Below are 22,365 nucleotides of genomic sequence, written 5' to 3' on the forward strand. Positions count from 1 at the left end.
CGCCTCCTCCCGTGCTCACCATGCCCGGAACGGGTGCTCACCTTGGGCCGGAACAGGTGCTCACCTTGGACCGGAATCGGTGCTCACCATGGTCCGGTACACGCAGCTGCTGTTTCGTCGCAGCCCAGTGGACGGGAAGGTGGCCTTCTACATTGCCCATGCACGACGCAATGCCTCGCTTGCCTCGCTCGTACGGGCGGCGGGTAGCCGGTGGGCCATTGAGGAAGATTTCGAGTCCGCCAAGGGCGAGGTGGGCCTGGCGGACTACGAGGTGCGTACCTGGACGGCCTGGCATCGACACATGTCGCTGTGCCTCGTCGCGCACGTTTTCCTGGCCAGCGCACGGGCCATGGCCAACCTCGAGCCACGGGAGGGACTGCCCCCAAAAGCGCTCGGCCTGCCGACTCGAAGAAACCCCATGCGGGCGTTTCTCGTCCGGCGCGGCCTTCACTGACAACCTTCGTCCGCTACTCCGTCCAGGAGGTACGAAGACTGCTGCTGGCGCTTTGGTGGCGCACACTGCCCTCAGTCGCCTACCTCCTCTCGTGGAGTCACTGGCGACGCCATCACCAGGCCGTCGCCATGCGCTGTCACTACCGCGCACGTGGTGCGCGGCTCAAACTACAACTGTAGGACTAAACCAACGGTCATGATTCTCGGCCGACCTCAGGCGGAGCGCCTGAGGTCGGCCCGGCGCAGGGATGGACTGGCGGAGCGCTGCGCCTCATCACCGCTGTCGCCCTGGAAGTCACTGGAGTCTGGGACGACCGCGGCTCCCTCGACATGTCCCTGCTGAAATCATCCCCTGTCACTTCCGCTGCCTGATGCCGCCAAGGAGCCTTCCTCCCCCGAACCCCCTCCGAACCAACTACACAAGATTCGGGACTTGACCCTGCCGAATTGTGCCCATGCCTTCTGATGATGTCGGCTGTTTTCGTCGTGGTGATAGCCGTACCAGCACCTCGCTCACCCGACTTGACGCACCCCTGAAGTAGGCTTGACGCACCATGATGCGGCGACCGGATTTTGGATAGGCACAGATGCTGCTCTGGCTCAACCAGCCCCATCATCCGGAAGCCTTCTGAACGGGGTGTCCTCGACAGGCGGACAGACTGGCCGGGGACAAACCAGGATCAGGGTTTCGCCGCGTAGACCTTAACGCCGCCCTTCCACGTCGACAGCACCGTGATGGCGCGCATGTTCTGGTAGATGGCCTCAACGGGCGGCAGTTCTTGCTCCGTCCTCGCCACATCGTGGCCATGGCCACGCCCGGGCAGCTTCTTCCCCATGCTCAGTGGGTCCTGCGCCAGGATCACGAAGTCGGCAAGGTGGCCGGGCGTCAGCGACCCGACCCAGTTTTCGGCCCGGCAATGCCATGCTGCATCATAGGTGACGGCGCACAGAGCCTGTTCCGGCGTCAGGCATTCGTCCTCGTTCAGGACGCCCTTGTCCGGATCGGCTTCCATGATCCGGGTAATCGCCTGCTCCATCTGCCGCAGCGGCCCGAGCGGGGTGACGCCGTAGTCGGAGTGCAGGCTGATGCGCAGCCCCTTGTCTAACGCCGACTTGCACAGGTCGAGGGTTTGGGCCTTCTTCTCCTCGAAAATCACCTTGTTGAAGGCATAGCCCCAGTAACCGACGTGACCGATGAGGAAGCTGGGGGAGATGCCCCATCTGTGCATGGTATCCAGTTGCCCGGGACTGAGCAGCGAGCAATGCTCAATCCGGTCGCGGCGGTCGTCCCGTTGCTGCGGCGTCAGGGACTTCAACGCGTTGACATAGGCCTGCGTCGTGAGCTCATTGGCCCTGTCGCCGTTGGCGTGGATCATCAGCGACCAGTTCTTCTTGGCCGCCGTCTGTACCAGGGTCGCGAAGTCCGGAGGCTTGGTGGAGCCCGACTGCGAGCCCCCTGCATCGGTGAAGTTGAAGATGCCGCGGTTCTCCGGCGGGTTGCAGCAATAGTACTCCTGCTGGTATCCGGTCAGGCCCTGGTTCGATCCGTCGGAAATCACCTTGAGGTGCCCGATATAGAGATCTTCGTAATCAGTCATCGGCTCGTACGGTTTCAGAGCATCCTCGACATCCTCCTGGGCTTTGATGAGCTTTGCCCCGCCAATGCGGACACGCGGTTTATACACCTTCAGGTATGCCTTCAACACCTCAAGTTGGTCCTCGTCCAGGCCAGCGTCATAGATCATGGTCACGCCCCGTTCCACCGCCGTTTCGAACAGCCGCGTCAGGTTCGGAACGGCTTTGGCCTTTATTTCCAATATCTGGTGTTTGGGAATGGCTAGCAGTGCCGGCTGCATGGCCGGAATTTCCTGAAGCTGGCCCTTGTTGGTGGTCTTGTAATTCTCGAACGTACCGAAATCCCTCTGCAAGTCAGGGCTGTTGTTATAAGTATGCCTCAGGGCCGCCGTGTTCAGGTAAGCGGTGTGCATCGACGCGCTCAGCAGCAGGACTGGCACGTCGGCGACATACTGGTCGAGAAAGTCGGCATCGATTGTCACCAGGTTGTTCAGTTTGCCTGGCGGGTTCACCGTGAACGGCATCAGTGCCGGATCGACCTCGCGCCCCAGGACCCAGGCATAGGGCTTGATGCCGGTGGGAATGATGTGCGCCTCCGGCCCGAACTGTACCATCGAATTTACGTTGCGGATGGTGGCCGCCTCATCCTGGATCTTTGTTGTCAGCCACTTCTCGTTGTAGTCGGGCCGCAGGGACTGCCCGTCGAAGGCGCCCATGTCGGTGAACCCCGCAGACACTGCCGATGCCACAATGTGCATGTGCGGTTCGATCAGCCCGGGCAACAGTGCCTCAGTGGCTTTCAGTTCGAGCGTCTTGAACGGGATGCCACGTGTCCGCATCGCCGCCTCGACCGTCGCGAACTTGCCGGTGGCGACGACCTTGCCCTGATGGATGCCAATGGCCTCCACCTCCTCCGCCGAGCCTTTGATCATCGGGCGGATGGTGCCCCCTCGGATCAGCAGGCTTTCCGGAGCTTCCGGCTCATGCGCGGCATGTTCCACCGGCACGCGGCTGAAGACATCCGGGGTCAGCAGCTCTTTGCAAAGAGTATCCATCAAGGGGTTGTTGCAACCACAATGGGTGCAGGTCGGATGGGAGTGGTGCATGGCTTGCGTCTCGTGCCTACGGGTGAGTTCGAGGTGTGCCACCGTGTGCGGAGGCGCCTCGGTGCAAGGCGTTTGCAGTGGGCGTGCCGGGCCCCCAGGAAGGGCCCCTCTCTCGGAAAGCAGAGATTGGAGACCTCGCCTTGCGTCCCCCGTGACGTGTCAGCCCTCCGCGCTGACACGTCAGCGCGTGTGGTCTGCTCCCCAATTTTCGGACCAGTTGAAGAGTGAGAGAGTCCTCGCGGCCAGGAGGTAGGTCGGTCGTGAGGAAGAGCAGGTTTACCGAGGAGCAGATGGTCCGCATCCTGAGGGAGGCGGAGGCGCCTGGGGCTAGCGTGGTGGAGGTGGCCCGGAAGCACGGCGTCGCCGAGCAGACGCTCTACCGGTGGCGGCAGAAGTTCGGCGGCATGGAGGCAGGCGACGCGACGCGGCTCAAGGAGCTGGAGAAGGAGAACGCGCGGCTGAAGAAGCTGCTGGCCGAGAGGGACCTCGAAATCGAGGTCATGAAGGAAATCTCCACAAAAAAATGGTGAGCGCGTCCGTCCGTCGCCGGCAGGTGAGGTACGCCGAGGAGCGAGGCGTGTCGCAGCGCCGGGCGTGCGCGCTACTGCAGGTGGCCCGCAGCAGTCTGGGCTACGTCCGTCGCAAGGAGGCGAAGGACGCGGCGCTGGTGGAGAAGCTGCGAGGTATCGCTCGGGCACGTCCCCGGTACGGCTACCGGCGGGCCTGGGCGCTGCTGCGGCGCGAAGGGCCTATGGTCAACGTGAAGCGAGTGCATCGGCTCTGGAAGAAGGAGGGGCTGGCTCTCACTCGAAGGAGGCCGAGAAAGCGCCTTCGGCTCGGACGGCCGCGGCAGCCGAAGCCCGAGGGCGTCAACTCGGTATGGGCCTGGGACTTCGTGCACGACGCATGCGCCAACGGGCAGAAGCTCAAGTGCCTCACTGTCGTGGACGAGCACAGCCGCGAATGCCTGGCCATCGACGTGGCGGGGCGCATCAACTCCAGACGAGTCATCGAGGTACTCTCGCGCCTGGTGGCGGTGCACGGTCCGCCGAAGTACCTCAGAAGCGACAACGGCCCGGAGTTCATCGCCAAGGCCCTGCGAGGGTGGCTGGAGGCCAGCGGCATCCAGACGGCCTACAGCGACCCGGGCAAGCCCTGGCAGAACGGTACCAACGAGAGCTTCAACGGCCGCTTTCGCGACGAGTGCCTGTCCGCGGAGTGGTTTGCCAACAGGAGGGAGGCTGTCGTCCTCATTGAGGCGTGGCGGTACGACTACAACGAGAAGCGTCCGCACAGCAGTCTGGGCTACAAGACACCCGCGGAGGTCGGAGCTCGCCGTGCCCATGCCGACCCCGCCGCATCATCCCCCGAGCACGGTATCAACAGCGCCGCAGGACTCTCGTAACTCGTGGTCCGAAGAACGGGGGCAGATCAAGATCACGTGCGCTAACCTTCCGTGGGGCCGTGTGACGGGGGAACTGTCAGCCTTTCGCGGAGGGGCGAGTGCCCGGCGAAGAGGCGGCGGCTGTGGTCGGCTCAGAAGCCTCCTGCGACAGCCCTCACTTCAGGGGCGAGCCAGGAGGGCCCCCTTTCAGTACCGCGAGCCAAAATCCCTTGAGATTCAGGGGCTTGAGCATGAAGGCCCCGCGATTTTCATCGCGAGGCCCGTGTAAAACAAAAGGGCCTTACCGGTTCTCCCCGAATGAAACTCTGCGCGAACTCGTTCTCGGCATTCTCTCCAGAGACTGCGACGGAAAACACGAGAGACATCATGGGTTACGCGAAGTCGGGAAAATTCGGGGTCCGATTGAGTCTCCGCAAACTTCGTCGCCTTTGTTCCCGATTGTCGCGGATTGAGGAGGGCGCCCACCATCCTCCAGAAGGAGACGATGTGGGGCGCCACGTGGGTTGATGGGGCGGACGGGGCCTCGTGCCCCCATGGTCTGAGGCCACGAACTCTCGTATCCGGACCCGCCCGTGAGCCCTGGCCGAGAGCACTGCTGCGCTGGTCGCCTGGGCACGCGGTTGTCCTCGATGGGCTGGCGGTCGGCAGGGCCGGCTTGGCGCTCCCTTCATCACGAGTGCTCAGCCTTTGATTGCGCGGGACGGCGTGGGCGGTGTCACGATGATTCCGACCCCACTTTCACTGCTACAGGAACTCGCCGGCCCGCGCGCGCCTCGCTTGCTCACCTCAACGCGCTCATGACGCAGCGAGCGAATTTTGGGCAGGCACAAAGGGTTGACGTTGCGGGGACGGATGTTCAGGCGTGGAGCTGCTGCTGGAGCCAGGCGGGGAAGCTGCTGACCTTCGCGGCGAGCTCGTCACCGCTCAGGTCCCGCTTCTCCTTGAGGAACACGTCGCTCAGGGAGCCCTCGATGGAGACACCGCCGCTGGCGCGCCCCGCGTCCAGCGACAGCTTCCCGGTGAAGCCGGCCGTCGCCGCGAACTCTCCCTCCACGGTGACGGGCACCTTCCCCAGGTTCTTCGCCTGCGGCCCGAAGTCACCGTTGGCCAGGGCCTCGCGCGCCTTGGGGTCCGCCAGCGCGGCGGCGACGGCCACCGTCTTCCCCGTGAGCTTCAGCTTGCCGGACACTCCGGTGTCGCCCTTGAGGCTGGCCTCCGTCTGCGTGCCTCCCGGAGTGGCCAGGCCCACGCCACCCTTGCCGGAGACGCCCACCTCGGCGGAGAGCGTGGAGTCCACGAGGTTGACCTTGAGCCCGGGGGAGCCGCCCTGCAGCGCCGCCTCCAGGTCCAGCTTCCCGTTGACCTCGAACTTGTTCTGAAAGGCGAGCTTGATGGCCCCCTTGCCCTCGCCTGTCTTCGTCAAGAAGGTGCCGCTGTCGACGGAGCCCTTGCCCTCGAGCTGTCCGGACTGCTCCACGGTGATGGTGGGCTTCTGGCCGTTCTTGCCGAATTCGATGTCGACCTTCGTCTCGAGCTGTCCCTTGAGCTCGCCCGCGAGCGCGCGGTTGGGCAGTTCCAGTTTCCCCGCGAGCTTCCCGGCCAGGGTGCCCTTCACCGACAATCCCTTCAGGTGGTCTACGAGGAACGTCTGCGCGTCCGTGCTGACGTACGAGTCCAGCTTCCGGTTTGCGTCACCCGCCTTGTCGAAGGAGTTGCCGAGGCCGTCGGCGCCCACCGCCTTGGCTGCGCCCGCCAGGAAGCCGTAGGCCTTGTCATTGACCTTGGCGCCGGCATCCACGGCGTTCCCTCAAGCGGGGGCGGAGCCGGGGCTGGAGGAGGAGAGCCCGACCCAGGCTGCGACGTTGGAGTCGACGATGGAGCGCACGCCGCGATGGGATTGGGCGGGACTGGTGCGCCGGACGTTCGCGCTGGATGTCTTCGCCTGCTCTCGGTGTGGAGGCCGCAGGAGGGTGCTGGCATACCTGACGGCCCCCGGTGGGGGGCGCGCCATTCTGGAGCACCTGGCATTGCCCTCGCGGCTTGCGAAGCTGGCCCCGGCACAGGGTCCACCCCAGAGCGCGTGGTGTTGAGCCCAAGCACCCACAGTGACCTGGAAGCCCACGCCCCTGCGGCCTGGATGGGCCGCTTGGGCCGGCATGTGTCCCGAGGGGCGGCACAGCCTCTGCTCCGGCACGGCGCACAGCCCGCGTGTCACCCTCCAGCGGCCCTTCTTGGCCCCTCTTCACCAGCCCGCCGCCCTCAACAGGGCTCCTATCCGTCCTATACTTTCGTGGAGGTCGCACCGCGCTGCTGACCGGTGTGCGCCGGGGAGCTGGCGCCCGCAGGCTGTGCGTCGCATTACCAGGGGTGGGCCTGGCCCGGAAGGCCACGTTCCCACTCCTCCTGCGAGTACCACTGCACCGCGCCCAGTTCACCTGCGCCCTTCAGCCACTCCGCGATGATCTCGGACACCGGGATATTTCCTGCATGTTGGAGGAGCCACCGGCCTGGTACGTCGCCGATGGGGTTGGCCGTCACTTCGTGGAACCCATTCTCGGTCCAGGAGAACGAAAAGGAGGCGCTGGAGGCGCTCCTCTTGATGTGAGTGGTTCGATAGTTGGGTTGTTGGCCCGTCAGCCAAAGACGGAAGCGCTCAAGCACAGCCGCTGACTCCCAAGCGCGAGTATCGAGACGCTGTGCTTCGACGGAGACGTGGTTCCGCAAGACAGGGCGGATCCCTGCGGGCAGAGGCGCATCGCACTGGTCGCCTTCCCCCGCTTCAGTGAGTCGGCGCAGGATGACGGGGTGGGTCCCCCGGTACCGAACGCATCCGAACTCCTGGCAGCGAACGACCATGAGCGCGCGGTCGACCTCTTCGGGGTGGTGGGCTGTCTCTGGACGTAGCAGTCGCCGCCAAGTCGTTCGGTCGCGAACGTCTCTGGCGCAATGTGTGTGGGAACGCCGCATGCGGTGCAGCACTGGTCCACGACATAGAAGTCGCCAGGCACGTTCATGGGATGGGGCTCGTGCTGCTTCGACATGCGGTTCTCCTTGAGAGCGAGCCTACCTGGGCGCCGGGCTCAGGCGCTGTGCGATTCACGGAGAGACAAGGCTCTCGTTCCTTCAAGATTCGTCTACACTCTCCGCGAATCCATCCTTTCACGGAGATGTCACGATGTTCAGCGCCTTCTCGCGCACCCTGCGAACGTTCACTGCAACCACCGCGCTCCTGGCCCTCACTGGCTGCGGTGAAGATACGCAGGACCCGCTTCCGGGTCCTCCCGAGGAACTCGCCTGCGATTCACAGACCTATGCGGAGGCCGTCCGCAACGCGGCCGAACCCACGGTGGCGGACATCTCCACGGAGCTGTGGGCCATCAGCCCGTCGAATCCGCGGCTCATCTGGAACGAGTCCCGGACGGCCGTGCGCATGGCCATCTGGACCACGTTCGCTGGCTACACGCTGGGCGAGAACACGCTCTCCCGTGAGGTCTGGGTCACACCCGCGCCTCAGCTCCAGACGTTCTGCAAGACGGTACCCGAAGAGAAGCTCGTGGGTCGCCTCAACCAGTACCTGGGATTGCCCCCGGCCACGGAGAACGACAACGCTCGCTACGTCGTCGAGCTGTGGGTCCGGCCCGAGAACCTGTTCCGGCCCTGCCCGGACGCGGAGATTGACGACGCCTCGTGCGGTCTTCAGTTCCCTGCCTCCGCCACCTCCGAGCACAGGAATTGGATCAACGCCTACTACGCCTCCAGCTATGGGTTCTGGCAGAGCACGCACTACCCCTGGACCGGGTTGGGCTACACGTATGATTGGTGCAACGCCGACACGCGTGTGGGTGCCAGTGAGTACGTGGTTCGCGCTGACTCCATCGTCGAAGTGACGGGCAAGTTCGAGCGCGCCATCTACTGCGCGCCGTAGCGAACCACACCGGAGCCCGGGCACGCGGGCCACCTCGTCAGTGAGGGCCCGCGTGTCTGGTCGCGGAAACGGGGCACGACTGGTCTCTTTCTCCGAGCCATGAACAGGCCCTCAACTGGCCAGGTCCTGGGACTCGACTGGGGGACGCTTGGGCTCGCCGAAGGACATCAGCCGGCGGTGGAGCGGCGCGAGCAGCCCGAGGAAGATCACCAGCACGCCGGTGATCTGCAGGAGCCGCTCGATGGAGACCACTTCTGCCAGGGGGCCGAAGAGCAGCATGGATAGCGGCATCCGCGCGGTGGAGAGCATGGTCATCACGCTGAAGACTCGGCCCAGGTAAGCCGGCTCCACGCGCTCCTGGAGCATCACCGTGGCGGGCGTGTTGTAGAGCGGCAGTGCCACGCCGAAGATCCCCATGGCCGCCAGGTACACCCCCAAGTGGGGCACCACGCCGAGGGCCACGGTGCACGCGCCCATGATGAGGTTGGACACGACCATTGTCCGCATGCGGCTGTCGAAACCGCCCCACGCCGCGAGCGCTGCGCCCCCCACCATCATGCCCACCGAGAAGACCATCTCGATGGCCGTCAGCCGCCACACCTCGTCCCCGAAGCTTCGCGCCGTCTGCAAGGGCGTGAGGAATGCGGCCAGGGTGATGAGGACCATGATGAATCCCAGGTAGCCGAAGAACGGCACCAGGTGCGTGTGGCCGCGGATGTATTGGAATCCGTCGCGGATCTCCGTCAGCTGCGAGGCTCCCTCCTGCGCTGGTTCGCGGGGGCGTGGTGCCACCCGGACGAAGAGCTCCCTCAAGCGGGGGCGGAGCCGGGGCTGGAGGAGGAGAGCCCGGCCCAGGCTGCGAGGTTGGAGTCGACGATGGAGCGCACGCCGCGATGGGATTGGGCGGGACTGGTGCGCCGGACGTTCGCGCTGGATGTCTTCGCCTGCTCTCGGTGTGGAGGCCGCAGGCGGGTGCTGGCATACCTGACGGCCCCCGGTGGGGGGGCGCGCCATTCTGGAGCACCTGGCATTGCCCTCGCGGCTTGCGAAGCTGGCCCCGGCACAGGGTCCACCCCAGAGCGGGTGGTGTTGAGCCCAAGCACCCACAGTGACCTGGAAGCCCACGCCCCTGCGGCCTGACGCCTGGATGGGTCGCTTGGGCCGGAATGTGCCCCGAGGGGCGACACAGCCTCTGCTCCGGCACGGCGCACAGCCCGCGTGTCACCCTCCAGCGGCCCTTCTTGGCCCCTCTTCACCAGCCCGCCGCCCTCAACAGGGCTCCTATCCGTCCTATACTTCGCGGTCGGCGATGGCGCCGATGAGGCCGAAGTCCTCGGCCTGGAAGAAGCGGCCCTTGCTCGTGGGCAGCAGGAGCACGGGCTCGCCTGAGTGGCCGAAGACAAGCAGCTCCATGTCGCGGTGCAGCCGTTCGCTGTACCAGCGGTGGTATTCGCGGTTCATGGCGTGCAACTTAACCGCAACGCGGCAACGGCTGCGACCGGGGTGCAATGGCCTTTCGGCAGACAGCCGGGAGTGAGCACCCGGGTGGCTGTCTGGCTTTACCGAGTCGACGGTTACCCGCCCGGCGGTTCGTTGCAGTTCATACGGTCTCCGCGCCGCGCCAGGTGATGTGTCCACTGTTCTTCGAGTTGGAGGGTGCATCCCAGCCGCACGCCCGCGTCGAGCAGGGCGGAGAGGTCTTCGTCCGTGCCGAGCCGGGAGAGCGCTTCGATGGCCGCCTCGACCTCGGGGGAGAAGACAGCTGGGAGGCAGGGGCAGCAAGGGCAGCCGTGGCTGTCGCCCTTGGGGGAGGGCGCGCTGGCGAGCACCTGGAGGAACAGCGCCCGGCTGGCGTTTCCGTCCAGCAGGCCGAGCCAGCGGAGGGCCTCGGCGCGCAGGAAAGGGGTGGGCGCGTCCAAGGTCAGTTGCTGGAGCGGCGTCAGCCATTCGCGCTGGCCTTGCTGGACCAGTCCCGCGGCGGCGGGGATGCGGACCTCGGGATGAGGCTCGTGGGCCAGGGAGAGGAGCCGGTCGACCCACGCCGGGCCAGACTCCCCGAGCGCGAGCAGACCTTCGATGGCCAGGCCCCGAATCCTCGCGTCCGGGTTTCGCAGCGCGGACAGGAGCAGCGGGCGGTCTTCGGGCGTGGGTGTGTTGAGCGCGGCATGCTGGACGACGGTGCCAATGAGTGGTGCGTTGCCGGGATATCTCTCAGCGGCCCGCGCCCAGCGGACGGCTGCGGGGCGGTCATGGTCCGACAGGTGTTCCAGCAGGTGGCTCCGAACCTGCGAGGCCACATCGGCGTCACACAGGAGTGGGTACAACACGCGGCGCCGGGCCACGTCCCATTGAAACAGCAGGTCATTGGCCCAGTGGAAGGCAGGGTGGTGCTTCACGAGGTTGTAGGGCACCTTGCATGCGACGCTCTCCGCGCGCACGACGCGTTCGAGCCGATGCAGCAGTCTCTCTTCGCCCCAGTGCGCAATCAGGTCTGGCAGGGGGAGCAGTAAGGCTTCCGCGGCACGGTGGTGGAGCGCCGGATGGGTGCGCGTGATTCGAGCCAGTTCGTCGCGAGAGACGCCCCAGTCCACTCGAATCAAGTCTCTTTCCAGTTCCTCCGCGCTCATGTCCTGACACCACTCGGTGAGCAAGCGCCAGGCTTCGGGCCGCTCCTTCCACGTGAGGGCGATGCAGAGGTTGAGCTGTTCGTAGGGGTCCACCTCCTCGCGAATGGCGTGACGGTCGGAGTGGTACCAGCGTTCGAACAGCCATTCCGCGAGCGCGTACGGCTGAGCAACGACGCCTTACTCGGGGAAGGGGAAGCGAAAGGGATGAAAGGGATGGCGGTCGAGCCGGGCCTTACTCGCGCGTTGCGCCTGTGTGCGTTCCGGGGACTGCGGGGCGCTGTGGCCGCGCCGCTGCGCGATGAGCAGTCTGCCGCGGGGGCGGGGAGGCAGCTGGAGGAGCGCCGCCTCCAGGTCTGGACTGAACGTCGCCAGCCTCGCGAAGGAGATGAGGTCGACCAGGGTGAAGCCTGGACCCATGCGTTCGCGATGGTCCTCATCGAGTTGGATGAACTCCCGTGGGGAGAGTTGGAGTCCGTGCCTCGCGCCCGCGCGTAGTGCGAGGTCCTGGACGTTGAAGTCCTCGTTCGGGTCGAACAGGAGGGCGCGGAAGAGGGGGAGTTGCTCGACGCCGCCGAAGCTGCCGAGCATCCAGACGATTCGGCGCCGGGTGTCGAAGTGCTCGGGCGGCGTTGCCTTCAGGAGGGAAATCAACTGCGCGCAGATGTTCTCGCGCGAGGACCACACCAGACTGGGAGACGAGGGCAATTCAGACGCCGAGTTGGGTCCGGCTGGCGACACCGGCTGCGAACACGCAGGAAGTTCAGGAGAGCCTAGCGACGGTTCTGCCCACGCGCAATCCCGCGGCCTGCGGGGGGTGACGCGCGCGGACGGTTCGACGCCGTGAGTCAGTCTGCCCTCACTCTCCACGCTCGGACATACCACCCGGGAGGGAGAGCGCATCTGGAGCGTTCGTAGGACAAGGCGCCTTGTGCCTGTCACTCGACGGCACCCAGAATCCAACCACACGCGTCTGTTCGAGAGAGCGGGCTCGTGCGCGGTGGGGGGAGTGCGATGACCAAGGATCCGGAGCGTCCTGGGGCGCCATCACGGCCACGCGTGGTCACGAATGAGCCATTGGCTCACGTGACGGAAGACTGTCGACCTCACCTGTTGCGCGAGCACCTGGAAGCCGTAGGGCAATGGGCCGCTCGACTGGCGCCTCGTGAGGACTTGCGCGCGCCTGCCCTGGCCACGGGACGGTGGCATGACCTGGGCAAGTACACCCGGGACTTCCAGATACGCATCCGCAAGGAAAACGGCTTCGAGGCGCACCTGGAGAAGGAAGGGGCGCTGGAGCGGGACCACTCGACGGCGGGAGCACTCTGGGCGTTGAGCCGGGATCGTCGGCTGCTCCCGCTGGCGCTGGCGATCGCCGGGCATCACGCGGGCCTGCCCGACTTGCCGAAGTTCAAGGAGCGGGTGGGGCGCGATGAGAAGCAGGCGCTGCTCGCGGACGCGCGGGCCCGCTGCGACAGCCCTTCTCTTCTGGATGAATCGCTGGGCTTCTCTCCGGAGACGCTCGTGAAACGTATAGGCGGGATAGAGGCCCTGTTGAGGGTGAGGGCTGGAGCGGAGGGGCCGAGGAGGGCCGCTGACGGGGCCTCCCGAGCGATGCTCCCGGCCGGAGGACAGACCGATTGAACCCCCTTGGGGTCCACGCCTGCCCAGGCCTCGCTCCCATCAGGTGCGTGGCAGGGGCCGCCGGCCTAAGACGGCCGAGCCCAGCACCTCCGGGGGCAGGCGGAGGATCGTCTCGACCGACAAGCGCAGGCGACGGGATATCCGCAAGCGATTGTATGGCTTAGACTCGCCGCATGGGACTCTTGACCTTCAGCATCAACGTCACCCTGGACGGCTGCGTCGACCACCAGGAGGGAATCGCCGACGACGAGACACACGCCTTCTTCACCCGCCTCATGGACGAGGGCGGGGCGATGCTGTGGGGCCGCGTCACCTACGAGATGATGGAGAGCTACTGGCCGGCGGTCGCCCGCGGCGACGCGGAGGCGCCGCCGGCGATGCGCGAGTGGGCGGTCAAGCTGGAGGCCAAGCCGAAGTACGTGGTGTCGTCGACGCGCAAGGACTTCCCGTGGACCAACAGCCACCACATCGCCGGCGACCTGCGCACGGGCGTGCAGAAGCTCAAGGACGCGACCCCGGCTGGCGTGCTCCTCGGAAGCGGCACGCTCGCGACCGAGCTGGACCGGCTGGATCTGATCGACGAGTACAAGTTCCTCGTCCACCCCAGGATCGCCGGCCACGGCCCGACCCTGTACCAGAGTGGGCTGCCCAGCACGCGGCGGCTCGAACTGGTCTCGGCGAAGCCGCTCCGCAGCGGCGTGGTCGCCATGCACTACCGAACGTATAGGCGGGATAGAGGCGCTGTTGAGGGTGAGGGCTGGAGCGGAGGGGCCGAGGAGGGCCGCTGACGGGGCCTCCCGAGCGATGCTCCCGGCCGGTGGACAGACCGATTGAACCCCCTTGGGGTCCACGCCTGCCCAGGCCGCGCTCCCATCAGGTGCGTGGCAGGGGCCGCCGGCCTGGTTGCAGCGCGTCCTCAGGCCCTTGCGCGGGCAGGGCCCCTCTTTTCTCCAGCAGGCGCAGCACCCGGTGACGCACCACCCTCAGCAGCCGCTCCACATCAACTTGCGTGGGCGGCGGCAACGCCTCGAAGCGCACGCCGCCCTCCCCCGGCACGAAGACGCCTTCCGGCACCAGCGCATGGTAGTGAGGCGTTACTTGCGAGGCCGAGCCGAAAAATTGGAGAAAAGAGACGGCCCCGGTCTGTCCACCGCGGACGCCCTGCCGCCGTGCCCTGCGACGTTGCAGGGCAAACACCGCTCGCAGGAAAAGGGTGAGGACGTCCGAGAGCAGCCCCTTCTCCTTCAGCAGTACCCATCGCATCCGATGCGGAAAGGACAGCGTCCACTGCCGGCAGGGCACGCGCGGCAGCACCTGCTCCACCAGATGCACCGCCGTTACCTGCGCCCGCTTCGCGTTGCAGGAGGGGCACACCCCTCGCCCCTTGCACGAGAAGGCGACGAGCAGTTCGTCCTTACAACTCTCGCAGCGCACCCGCGCGAAGCCGTGCCCCAGCACGCCGCACTCCAGGTACCTGGCGAAGTCCCGCTCCACGTACCGGGGCACGCCGCGCCCCACGTCGCGCGCCTCCGCCAGCAGCGTGGCAAGGTTCTCCCTCACCGCCTCGTACAGCACCGTCCCCTCCGGCTGCCTCCGCCGGTACGCCCACCCCCGCTCCTCCACCTGCCCCTCCCCAGCCCCACCTCGCCAGGGCACTCGCTACCGTCAGCCTCCCACGGGCTTCTCGTGAGCACTGCGAGACTGGGGAACTCGGGCCGCTCGCATCCGTGAGCGGGTTGACCCTGTGTGGCCGCATGTGCCCCCAGTGTGCCCCTCATGCGGGGATGAGAACGGGACAAGACGGGGGAAGACGGGATAGGGCGGTACAACGAACCGACGTGAGATCAAGGCGATAGTGGGTAACAGCGCGTCCTGCCTGGGGTTTCCTATCGCCTTGCCCGTGGGTTCGATTCCCGCCGCCTCCACTGTGAAGCCCAGCCATCCCACCCTGCGGTGTCTCTGTCCGGTTCGGTCTGGAGCCGGGGCGTCGGCTGGTCGATTTGCACCGGTTCACCGCTCTGGAGTCTCCATGCGGATGGCCAGCGCGCGACAGCCCGCGCCGGCCTCCAGGCCATCGGGCGGAGCCCACGCTCCGACCGAGTGATAGAGTCGGCCCTCTCGCCTCTCCAGGTAGAGAATCATGTTGAGCGGCCATCCGCTGCCCTGGAAGAGGTGGCGGTCCATGGGCGTGGGCTCCTGGCTGACTCGCAGGCCGCGCTCGTGGAGCGGGCCGATGCGGTGCCAGTCCGGGTGCAGGTGGATGGAGCCGAGCACGTCCAGTCCCTGGGCCGCGGCCTCGGTGGTGATGCGCAGCAACTCCCGCGGCTCGCACCAGAAGCCACGACGCCCGTTGGCGTAGCAGGCGCCGAAGCGGGGGATGATGGTGGTGTCGAACTCCTGGAGCACGCGCTCATTCGTCTCGCGGATGTTGGTGGCGAAGCGAACACGCTCCACGCGCATGGCGTCGCCGGCGACGCGCCCCAGCAGCACGGCCCAGCTCCTGGGCGGAAGCTCCGGGGTGCACGTGGTGTACTCGCGGATGGCGTCCACCAGGAAGTCCGACAGCACCGCCGAATCCAGCAGGACGGCCTCCGTCCTCATTCCTCCAGCTCCGCCGTGGGAGTGCGGAGGCGGCCCGCCGCCCGGTCCTCACGAAGCTGGGTGACGAGGTGGCGGGCCATGCGCTCCTCGTAGGCGGCGGTGGACTCGGGCGTCCAGGAGTAGAAGCCCTGGCCCACCTTCTGGCCCAACTCGCCCCGCTCCACCTTCTGCGCGAGCACGGGCGGCACGGGGCGGCCGGTGCCGCGGAGGAGGGCCGTCATGAAGTCCAGCCCCACCAGGTCCAGTCGGTCGAAGACACCCGAAGCGCCCAGGCGCCGTCCGACGCCCTGGGTGAGCACGCGGTCCACCATCTCCGGCGTGGCCACGCCCTCGTGCACCAGCCGGATGGCCTCGCCAATGAGGGCCTGCTGCAGGCGCGGGCCCACCGAGCCCGGCACGTCCCTGGAGAACACCACCGGCGACTTGCCCAGCTCTTCGAGGAACCGCCGCACCGTCTCCACCGCGTCGGGGGACGTCTTCTCGCCGGGGATGACGTCCACCAGCGGGATGAGGTGCGCGGGCAGGTAGTAGTGGGCGGAGAGGACGCGCTCGGGCCGCGTGCAGTCCTGGGCGATGGCCGTCACGCTCAGCGCGGTGGTGTTGGTGGCGAGGAGGGTGTCGGGGGCCGCGAGCCGGTCCAGTTCGCGGAAGAGCTGCTGCTTGAGGGCGAGGTCCTCGGGGATGGACTCGATGACCAGGTCCTGCTCCACGGCGGCCTCGGCGAGCACTGTGGTGCGGCGAATGCGTCCGAGCGCGGCGGGGGCCTGCTGTGGGGCGAGCAGGCCTGTCTCCACCAGCAGCGCCGCGTCTCGCTCCAGCTTCGCGCGCGCCCGCTCGCTGCTGTCGGCGCGCGTGTTGTAGAGCACCACCTGCCTGCCGGCGATGGCGAGCTCGAGCGCGATACCGCACCCCATGGCGCCCCCGCCCACCATGCCAATCCTCTTCAGCCGCTTGTGTGTCATGGGACGCAGCCTTGCCAGCCCGCGCGACAGAGACAACCCCTTGATGTGTTGCTGTAATTGTTCATGGTGCGTGTGTGATTGATGCACTGGGCCATGCTGCGGGCCCGAGGGCTCGTCGACCTGGCCACCTGCTCCCAGCGGGGTCCTCCCCGTGGCGGCGGCGCCCGTCATCACTGCGTGCGCGTCCTCGATGCACGGACGGGAGCGCTTCAGCACGAGTTCCCTCACCCGTCCCCGGCCTTCTCCGTGGCCCTGGGGACGAGGCGCTCGTCATGCTTGCCAACGAAATGCCCGCGCGCATCTTCGACCTGTCCACGGGCGCGCTGCTCGCACAGGTGCAGGGGGCGCGGCGGAATGACGAGCGCGCCGAGAAACGCCTCAATAGGTTGCTCGTCCCATGAACAGATGACCCGCGGGCGCGACAGCAGATTCTTCAGCTCGTCGACGCACTGGGCTTCGATGCCATCGACGCGGGCCCCTTGTCGGGGTCCTGGCGGCAGCAACAGGGCACGGCGGTGTACTGCACCGACCTCGACGCCGAGAATCCCCCAAAGGCCCTGGCCGCTGCCGACGCGACGAAGGTGGCCGAGGTCCGTCAGCAGAACGACCTGAGCGTCAAGGCCATGTTCAGCCGCTGAGGCGCCCGCGTTCAACGCGACCCGCGGACGGGCTCGTAGGCCACGCGTCGCCCCTGGAAGTGAGGCGGCTCAGGCACGCGTGGCTTCGGCGATGCAGCGGGCGGCTTCGGCCGCGTCGCATCCGTTGAGCCCGGCGCCCCACGCGGCGTTGGCTTCCAGGAGCGCCCAGCCCCGGCCCTCCACCCAGGCCGCGTCCAGCACGCACGTGCGAGGCAGCATGGGCGCCCCCGCCGTGGTGGCGAGGAGCGCCCGTGCCTCTGATCCCAACGTCACGACTTCCGAGGACAGCACGGGCGTCTCCGGCGAGAGGCCCCGGCACTCCGCCGTGAGCGGCTCCGGTCCGCTCTACACTGCTCTCCGCGCGTGTGTCCCAGGTGGGGCGGGCCTACAACGCCTGACCCAGGGCGCGCGTCACGGCGCGAACTGTTCGACCGAAGGCGCGTGCGAAATGCGGATGGCTGGGATGTCCAAGACATCATCCTGCTTCACGCGGGTCCCCACGGTGACCTGGTAGGGCGGTTCATCCATCACGGGGGCACGCCCGTAGACGACGAAGTACTTGTCGTTGGCATAGGCCACGTTGCCGGACACGAGCTGGCGAGCCGCCGCGCCCCGGGAGATGGCGAAGCCGTGGCGGTCACGGACGTCCCCGTTCAGCTTCACCCGGGCGCCACGGACGCGGCCGGTGTCGGCCGTCAGCGCGCTCCAGGTGACGAGCACCTGGTGGCCCTCGGAGGCGACCTTGGGCGTGATGTCGTTCGTGTTCGAGGTGGCGATGGGGATGCCGCTGGGGTCCAGGACGTTCGCCGTCCCGTCCTTCACTCGGGCGCCGTAGATGTCGGCGGTGCCATTGCGTGCGTCGCTCCATGCGACGAAGAAGCCCTGCTTCGTCGCCGTCACCGCCGAGAAGTTCTGATTGCCCGGCGCAGCGGAGATGACGAAGCCGTCCGGGTCGAGCACCGCGCCCGTGCGCCGGATTCTCGCGGCGAAGATGTCCTGGCCGCCGAAACGAGAGTCCGTCCATGTCGCCAGGTACCGGTCATGGGACCAAGCCACCGCGACCCCATAGGAGTTGATGGCAGACAGCTGGTTGGAGATGAAGACCTCCTGGACGTCGAAGCCCGGCTTCGCCGTGTTCAGGGTGATGCCGCGGACCGCGCCAGTGGCGGTTCCGCCGAAGCCAATCCACGCCACCAGGCACTTGCGGTCGTGGCAGGCGATGCCCGGGGAGCCCGCGGGCTGGTGGTCGGTGGGTGTGAAGAGCGTGACCGGCGGGCCGTCCAGTGTCCCGTTCCGGTTGACACGCGTCAGGAAGATGGAGCTGTCTCCGGTCCAGACGACGAGGAACTGCCGGCCATCGAACGCGGTCGCATGGAAGTAGGCGTCGGGTCGAAGCCCGGGGTTGAGGGGGATGGCATCCGGGTCCAGCAGCCGGCCATTCTTCGAGACGCGCGCGGCGTAGAAGCGGCCGGGGCGGCCGTCGGACCAGGCCACGAAGAACTGGTTTCCGTCCTCGGCCACCTGGGCATCCGTCGAGAAGGTCGGTGTCGACCAGTTCGGGTAGGGCCCCTGGTTCCCCGGACCATGAAGCCCGGCCTCGACGTCCTCTTGCGAAGAAGCGTTGTCCTCGAACAGCTCCGCTTCACCGCCGCACGCCAGGGTGAGTAGCCCCCCGAGGAGCAACGCGCCCCAGCCACGAGTTTGCTTTGACAGTCCACGCATGAATTGCCCCCTTGCAACATCAGTCCGGCGGCAGGGTCCACGGCGGGGGCAGGTGGTCGCAATGCGGTATCCATGCTGAAGCTGGCGAATGGACAGACGCTGGACGCATCCACGCGTGCTTCGTCGCACCTTGAACGAACGCCTGAAACCGTGGCCCATGGCATGGCGGCCGGAGAAGAGCGCGGGTGAGGGGACAGGTTGCTCGAAGGCCGGTGTTGCTCTGGAGCCAACTGCGTTCAAGGAGGCGGACCTGATTTTCCGGGTGGTGTCGCGCAGGGATGGGAAGAAGCCGATTGTTCTGACGACCAATCTCCCGTTTTCGGAATGGACGACCATCTTCCCCAGCGCCGAGTGCGCCATCGCCCACATCGACCGCGTCATTCACCACGCGAGCATCATCAGCATCGAGGGTGACAGCTACCGCCGGCGCGTAGCCGATGCGTCTCGCGCCGAGCGCAAGGCCAAGAAGGGCTGGATTCCTCCGCTACCGGCCGGTCCTGCTCTCCCGCTGCGTTTTCTCGGACCCGACGGTAGTTACGCGGCTATCGCATCGACGTCTACGACTCCACTGCGTGTTCCGGGGCATGTCGAGCACCTGCGGTGAGGAGGGGCGCGACAGGCGCCATGACGGCGCCGGGCAGCAGCAGGCCACTGCGCCTCCGATTCGGAGGAGATGGCGGCACAGAGGCTGTCCATGCGGGAGTTGAGAGAGCTGTTCCGGTTGAGGTTCGAAGCGAAGCTGACGACGCGGTCGATTGCGGCGAGCCTGGGCATCGGCAATGGCACGGTGTGCGACTCCCTGGGGCGGGCGGCCGCTGCCACTGGAACTGGACGATGACGTGGCGCTGGCGGCGCTGCTGTTCCCCGAGGACGCGAAGGTGCTGGCGGAGCGTCCGGAGCAGGACTGGGCGCGCGTGCATGCGGAACTGAAGAAGAAGGGCGTCACCCAACTGCTGCTGTGGCAGGCGTACCTGGAGGCGGTGCCGGGCGGCTACCAGTTCAGCCGCTTCTGCTTTGGCTCGGTGTTACGGACAGCCCACCCTCATTCAGAGGAGTGAACGGCCACTCGTACGGGTAAGCGGAGCACAGGGAACGAGGCGCTTGCTCAGCGCACGAAGAGTGGCCCAATGGAGGGGCAGGAGGGCGAGGAGCGCGCAGTCCGCCACAGGGCTTGGCTGCGTCGAGGGCTTTGGAGGGTGAACGAGGTCTTCTGCGCTGGATTCGCTGGCCCCCGGGAAGTCTGCGCCGACTTTCGTCGGGCTTGCAGAATGGTCTCAGTAGTTTGGGCGCTCGAAAGGCCGCGAGCCAATATTCCGGGTGGCGCGTCCTGAACTGAGTGTCAAGACTTGGCCTGATGGGGAGCCCCGGTTTGAATCTTGACGGGCTCTCAGGGGGAACCATGACCCTGGCAATACCTACAACTGCAAGCAAGAGCCATTTCGAGAATACCGCGTACCAAAACCCTCATGATGAGTGTGACCTCATCATGAAAGGAGGTGTCACCAGCGGTGTCGTCTATCCACCGGCAATCCTGGAGTTGGCGCGGCAGTATCGCTTCCGTTCGCTGGGAGGGACTTCTGCCGGCGCTATCGCTGCTGCCGCAGCTGCCGCCGCCGAGTATGGCCGAGAGAAGAATTCACGCCCAGACGTAGGGTTCGCCGGTTTGCGCAGCATGATGGAGCAGCTTCAGCAAGCAGGATTCCTCCTCCATCTTTTCCAGCCGGCCCCTCAAGCGCGCAAGTTATTCGATGCCGTTGTCGCGACAATCACCGCTTTCAATGAGCCTGGGGAGAAGCGACAGATACTTCAATGGATGGAGTTGGTGCGAAAGGTTCTTCAGGGGCCCGACGTGGCAGCGCAGCGAGGCATACTGCCCATTAGAGCAGTTCGTCAGTCCCTTGCATTGATGGCATGGCCCGTTGCGACCATGGCACGTTGGGCCTCACGTCCCGTGAAGACGCTGGCAATGGGATCATCGCTTTGGTCTTTGGCCGGCGTGATGCGGAGGGGACTCGACATCTGGCAGTCACTCAAGGGTGGGGTTGCGTATGTGAGAGCCAAGGACGAAAGCTTCTTCGCCCTTTGTACAGGAATGGATGTCTCGTCCGAGAGCAAGGCCCCGAAGTACCCGGCACTGACTCCCTGGCTGCACGAGCACATCCAGAAGCTCGCGGGACTCGACAGCGATGACGTCCTGACTCTTGGCCGGTTACGGGAAAAGAAAGATGACAAGGGCAAGGCTGTTGGCATCGACTTTCGTATGGTGACAACGAATCTGAGTCAGCGTCAGCCCTATACGTTGCACGGCGAAGACGCGGACGCATCGAGCAGGCGAGTCGTGCACCCGGAAGAACTGGACGCTGGGTATCTCTTTTGTGCCGACGACATGCGTCGCCTCTTCCCCCTTGAGGTGGTGCGATATCTCAAAAATTGGATGGATGTGAGAACGTATCCGCTCAACAAGACTCAAAGTGAGCGAACCAAGGCCGCTTTCGAAAACTTCGACTTGGAGAAGGCGCGGGACAAAGGCTTCTATCCGTTCCCTGCAGGTAACGCGCTGCCCGTCGTGGTTGCCACGAGGATGAGTCTCAGTTTCCCTTTGCTCCTCAGTGCGGTACGTCTCTACACCATCAGGCATAGTGTTTTTCAGATGCGAGAGACGTTGAGCAAAGGGAAAAGGCCCTATGTGCTGCGGGTGAAGGATGCTGGTGCTGAGAAGAGCGACCTGCTGGAGAACTGGTTTAGTGATGGAGGGATTTCGAGTAATTTCCCCATTCACATGTTTGATGACTGGTTGCCTCAACGTCCGACGTTTGGGATTAATCTGGCGGACTCGCAGATGCCCACGAACATCACTGGGCCCAGGGAGGCGTCCATTCATCGGGGGAGTGATGATGTCTTTCTGGCACAGCCCCGATGTGTCCTCACGCCTCATGTCTACCCGCTTACGTGGTTGCGTGAGTTTCTAGGGGCAATCTTCGATACCGCACAGAATTATCGTGACAATACGCAAGCCCGCCTGCCTAGTTACAGAGAGCGGGTGGCTCACGTCCGCCTGGCGGATGGGGAGGGGGGACTCAATCTGAACATGGGGGTGGGCACCATCCAGACCATTGCCGAGAAGGGTGGTCGTGCCGCGGAAAGATTGCGGCGTGAGTTTGGATTCGATGAACACCGCTGGGTGCGCCTGCTCGTGTTGCTCGGACGATTGGAGGAGGAGTTCTTCCGTCTGCGAGAGCGATACGAGAATGAGTCAAAGGATGGGGACTGGCGTCAGGAGTTGCTGCGCCAGTACGCGGCGCTCTTGGCAATGTCTCAGGAAAACGGGCGAGGGTGGTACCGTGTCCCGCAGGAATCGCGGTGGCCACGATGGCGCAAAGAGGCGATACAGCGCATCGAGGCCCTGACCGTGCTCATCGACAAATGGACCTCCGGAAATACAACCGGAATTCCGTACGCACGAAATGAGCGGAAGCGGTATTTCTTCGCGTACGATGAGCCCATGCCCGAGAGCATCCTGCGTGTGACGCCCGAGCACTGATTGACATCGACCTTGGCTGCGGCGAGGCCTCACGTTGCAATCAACGCACGGGCGTCCCACGGTTGTGATCTGGCCCCCGTTCTTTGGGCCACGAGTTACGAGAGTCCTGCGGTGCTGCTGATGCCGTGCTCGGGGGATGATGCGGCGGGGCCGGCATGGGCACCTCGTG

At 65.8% G+C, this 22,365-nt stretch carries 22 protein-coding genes; 10 read left to right on the forward strand and 12 right to left on the reverse strand.

Annotated features, from left to right (window positions below; all coding sequences use genetic code 11):
* Positions 1 to 79 precede the first annotated feature (79 nt).
* Entirely contained in the window at positions 80 to 454 is a 375-nt protein-coding gene (locus OZ403_RS11070) for a hypothetical protein (protein ID WP_268784162.1), read from the forward strand.
* 679 nt (positions 455 to 1,133) lie between these two features.
* On the opposite strand, the gene OZ403_RS11075 is transcribed toward OZ403_RS11070, so the two are convergent.
* Positions 1,134 to 3,134, reverse strand: a complete 2,001-nt coding sequence (locus tag OZ403_RS11075; RefSeq protein WP_268784163.1) for an amidohydrolase — start codon at positions 3,132 to 3,134, stop codon at positions 1,134 to 1,136.
* A gap of 260 nt (positions 3,135 to 3,394) precedes the next feature.
* On the opposite strand from OZ403_RS11075, the gene OZ403_RS11080 reads away from it, so the two are divergent.
* Positions 3,395 to 4,539, forward strand: a protein-coding gene (locus OZ403_RS11080) for an IS3 family transposase (RefSeq protein ID WP_268784164.1) whose coding sequence is annotated in 2 segments (ribosomal slippage) — positions 3,395 to 3,650 and positions 3,650 to 4,539 — 1,146 coding nt in all. Because the reading frame shifts where the segments join, the coding sequence is not laid out codon by codon here.
* An 856-nt stretch (positions 4,540 to 5,395) separates the two neighbouring features.
* Here the strand turns inward: OZ403_RS11080 and OZ403_RS11085 are convergent.
* Complete coding sequence (locus OZ403_RS11085) at positions 5,396 to 6,337, reverse strand: hypothetical protein (protein ID WP_268784165.1); 942 nt, start codon at positions 6,335 to 6,337, stop codon at positions 5,396 to 5,398.
* A gap of 835 nt (positions 6,338 to 7,172) precedes the next feature.
* Entirely contained in the window at positions 7,173 to 7,580 is a 408-nt protein-coding gene (locus OZ403_RS39455; protein ID WP_328285521.1) for a ferredoxin, read from the reverse strand.
* A gap of 134 nt (positions 7,581 to 7,714) precedes the next feature.
* Between OZ403_RS39455 and OZ403_RS11090 the strand changes: the two genes are divergently transcribed.
* On the forward strand, positions 7,715 to 8,464 hold the full coding sequence (locus OZ403_RS11090; protein WP_268784166.1) for a hypothetical protein: 750 nt from the start codon (positions 7,715 to 7,717) through the stop codon (positions 8,462 to 8,464).
* 111 nt (positions 8,465 to 8,575) lie between these two features.
* Here the strand turns inward: OZ403_RS11090 and OZ403_RS11095 are convergent, their stop codons facing one another.
* The 4 genes from OZ403_RS11095 to OZ403_RS11110 form a co-directional block, all read right to left on the reverse strand.
* Entirely contained in the window at positions 8,576 to 9,256 is a 681-nt protein-coding gene (locus OZ403_RS11095; RefSeq protein ID WP_268784167.1) for an MFS transporter, read from the reverse strand.
* 498 nt (positions 9,257 to 9,754) lie between these two features.
* Entirely contained in the window at positions 9,755 to 9,925 is a 171-nt protein-coding gene (locus tag OZ403_RS11100; protein ID WP_268784168.1) for a hypothetical protein, read from the reverse strand.
* Positions 9,926 to 10,038: 113 nt separating this feature from the next.
* Positions 10,039 to 11,184, reverse strand: coding sequence for a HEAT repeat domain-containing protein (locus tag OZ403_RS11105; RefSeq protein WP_268784169.1), 1,146 nt, complete (start codon positions 11,182 to 11,184; stop codon positions 10,039 to 10,041).
* Between the two features lie 84 nt (positions 11,185 to 11,268).
* Positions 11,269 to 11,796, reverse strand: coding sequence for a hypothetical protein (locus OZ403_RS11110; RefSeq protein WP_268784170.1), 528 nt, complete (start codon positions 11,794 to 11,796; stop codon positions 11,269 to 11,271).
* 378 nt (positions 11,797 to 12,174) lie between these two features.
* Here OZ403_RS11110 and OZ403_RS11115 point away from each other — a divergent pair, with 378 nt between their 5' ends.
* The gene (locus tag OZ403_RS11115) at positions 12,175 to 12,732 is read left to right on the forward strand and encodes a CRISPR-associated endonuclease Cas3'' (RefSeq protein WP_237081109.1); all 558 of its coding nucleotides are present in this window, start codon (positions 12,175 to 12,177) and stop codon (positions 12,730 to 12,732) included.
* A gap of 173 nt (positions 12,733 to 12,905) precedes the next feature.
* Entirely contained in the window at positions 12,906 to 13,520 is a 615-nt protein-coding gene (locus tag OZ403_RS11120; protein ID WP_140789357.1) for a dihydrofolate reductase family protein, read from the forward strand.
* 85 nt (positions 13,521 to 13,605) lie between these two features.
* On the opposite strand, the gene OZ403_RS11125 is transcribed toward OZ403_RS11120, so the two are convergent.
* The 3 genes from OZ403_RS11125 to OZ403_RS11135 form a co-directional block, all read right to left on the reverse strand.
* A complete protein-coding gene (locus OZ403_RS11125; RefSeq protein ID WP_268784172.1) occupies positions 13,606 to 14,355 on the reverse strand; it encodes a transposase zinc-binding domain-containing protein in 750 nt (249 codons plus the stop codon).
* 387 nt (positions 14,356 to 14,742) lie between these two features.
* Positions 14,743 to 15,333 (reverse strand): hypothetical protein, encoded by a 591-nt coding sequence (locus OZ403_RS11130; RefSeq protein WP_268784173.1) that lies wholly within the window; start codon positions 15,331 to 15,333, stop codon positions 14,743 to 14,745.
* Positions 15,330 to 16,295 carry a 3-hydroxyacyl-CoA dehydrogenase family protein gene (locus tag OZ403_RS11135; protein ID WP_140789361.1) on the reverse strand — a complete coding sequence of 322 codons (966 nt, stop codon included), beginning with the start codon at positions 16,293 to 16,295 and terminating at the stop codon, positions 15,330 to 15,332. Before OZ403_RS11135 ends, OZ403_RS11130 begins: the two co-directional genes overlap by 4 nt.
* A gap of 272 nt (positions 16,296 to 16,567) precedes the next feature.
* On the opposite strand from OZ403_RS11135, the gene OZ403_RS11140 reads away from it, so the two are divergent.
* Positions 16,568 to 16,696: a hypothetical protein gene (locus OZ403_RS11140; RefSeq protein WP_257792138.1), complete on the forward strand. Its 129-nt coding sequence runs from the start codon at positions 16,568 to 16,570 to the stop codon at positions 16,694 to 16,696.
* Positions 16,697 to 16,774: 78 nt separating this feature from the next.
* Positions 16,775 to 16,933 carry a hypothetical protein gene (locus OZ403_RS11145; protein ID WP_237078196.1) on the forward strand — a complete coding sequence of 53 codons (159 nt, stop codon included), beginning with the start codon at positions 16,775 to 16,777 and terminating at the stop codon, positions 16,931 to 16,933.
* Between the two features lie 69 nt (positions 16,934 to 17,002).
* Here OZ403_RS11145 and OZ403_RS11150 read toward each other — a convergent pair whose 3' ends face one another.
* Both OZ403_RS11150 and OZ403_RS11155 read right to left on the reverse strand, forming a co-directional pair.
* On the reverse strand, positions 17,003 to 17,206 hold the full coding sequence (locus OZ403_RS11150; protein WP_140796405.1) for a DUF4343 domain-containing protein: 204 nt from the start codon (positions 17,204 to 17,206) through the stop codon (positions 17,003 to 17,005).
* Between the two features lie 138 nt (positions 17,207 to 17,344).
* Positions 17,345 to 18,655 (reverse strand): hypothetical protein, encoded by a 1,311-nt coding sequence (locus tag OZ403_RS11155; protein WP_237080286.1) that lies wholly within the window; start codon positions 18,653 to 18,655, stop codon positions 17,345 to 17,347.
* 115 nt (positions 18,656 to 18,770) lie between these two features.
* On the opposite strand from OZ403_RS11155, the gene OZ403_RS11160 reads away from it, so the two are divergent.
* The 3 genes from OZ403_RS11160 to OZ403_RS11170 all read left to right on the forward strand — a co-directional run bounded on the left by OZ403_RS11160 (position 18,771) and on the right by OZ403_RS11170 (position 22,196).
* The gene (locus tag OZ403_RS11160; protein ID WP_237078199.1) at positions 18,771 to 19,259 is read left to right on the forward strand and encodes an ATP-binding protein; all 489 of its coding nucleotides are present in this window, start codon (positions 18,771 to 18,773) and stop codon (positions 19,257 to 19,259) included.
* A 175-nt stretch (positions 19,260 to 19,434) separates the two neighbouring features.
* Positions 19,435 to 19,713, forward strand: a complete 279-nt coding sequence (locus tag OZ403_RS11165; RefSeq protein ID WP_140789362.1) for a hypothetical protein — start codon at positions 19,435 to 19,437, stop codon at positions 19,711 to 19,713.
* Between the two features lie 341 nt (positions 19,714 to 20,054).
* Positions 20,055 to 22,196, forward strand: a complete 2,142-nt coding sequence (locus tag OZ403_RS11170) for a patatin-like phospholipase family protein (RefSeq protein ID WP_268784174.1) — start codon at positions 20,055 to 20,057, stop codon at positions 22,194 to 22,196.
* Positions 22,197 to 22,365 lie beyond the last annotated feature (169 nt).

This window comes from Myxococcus sp. NMCA1, from assembly GCF_026810205.1.
In the GTDB taxonomy this organism is placed as follows: Bacteria; Myxococcota; Myxococcia; order Myxococcales; family Myxococcaceae; genus Myxococcus; species Myxococcus xanthus_A.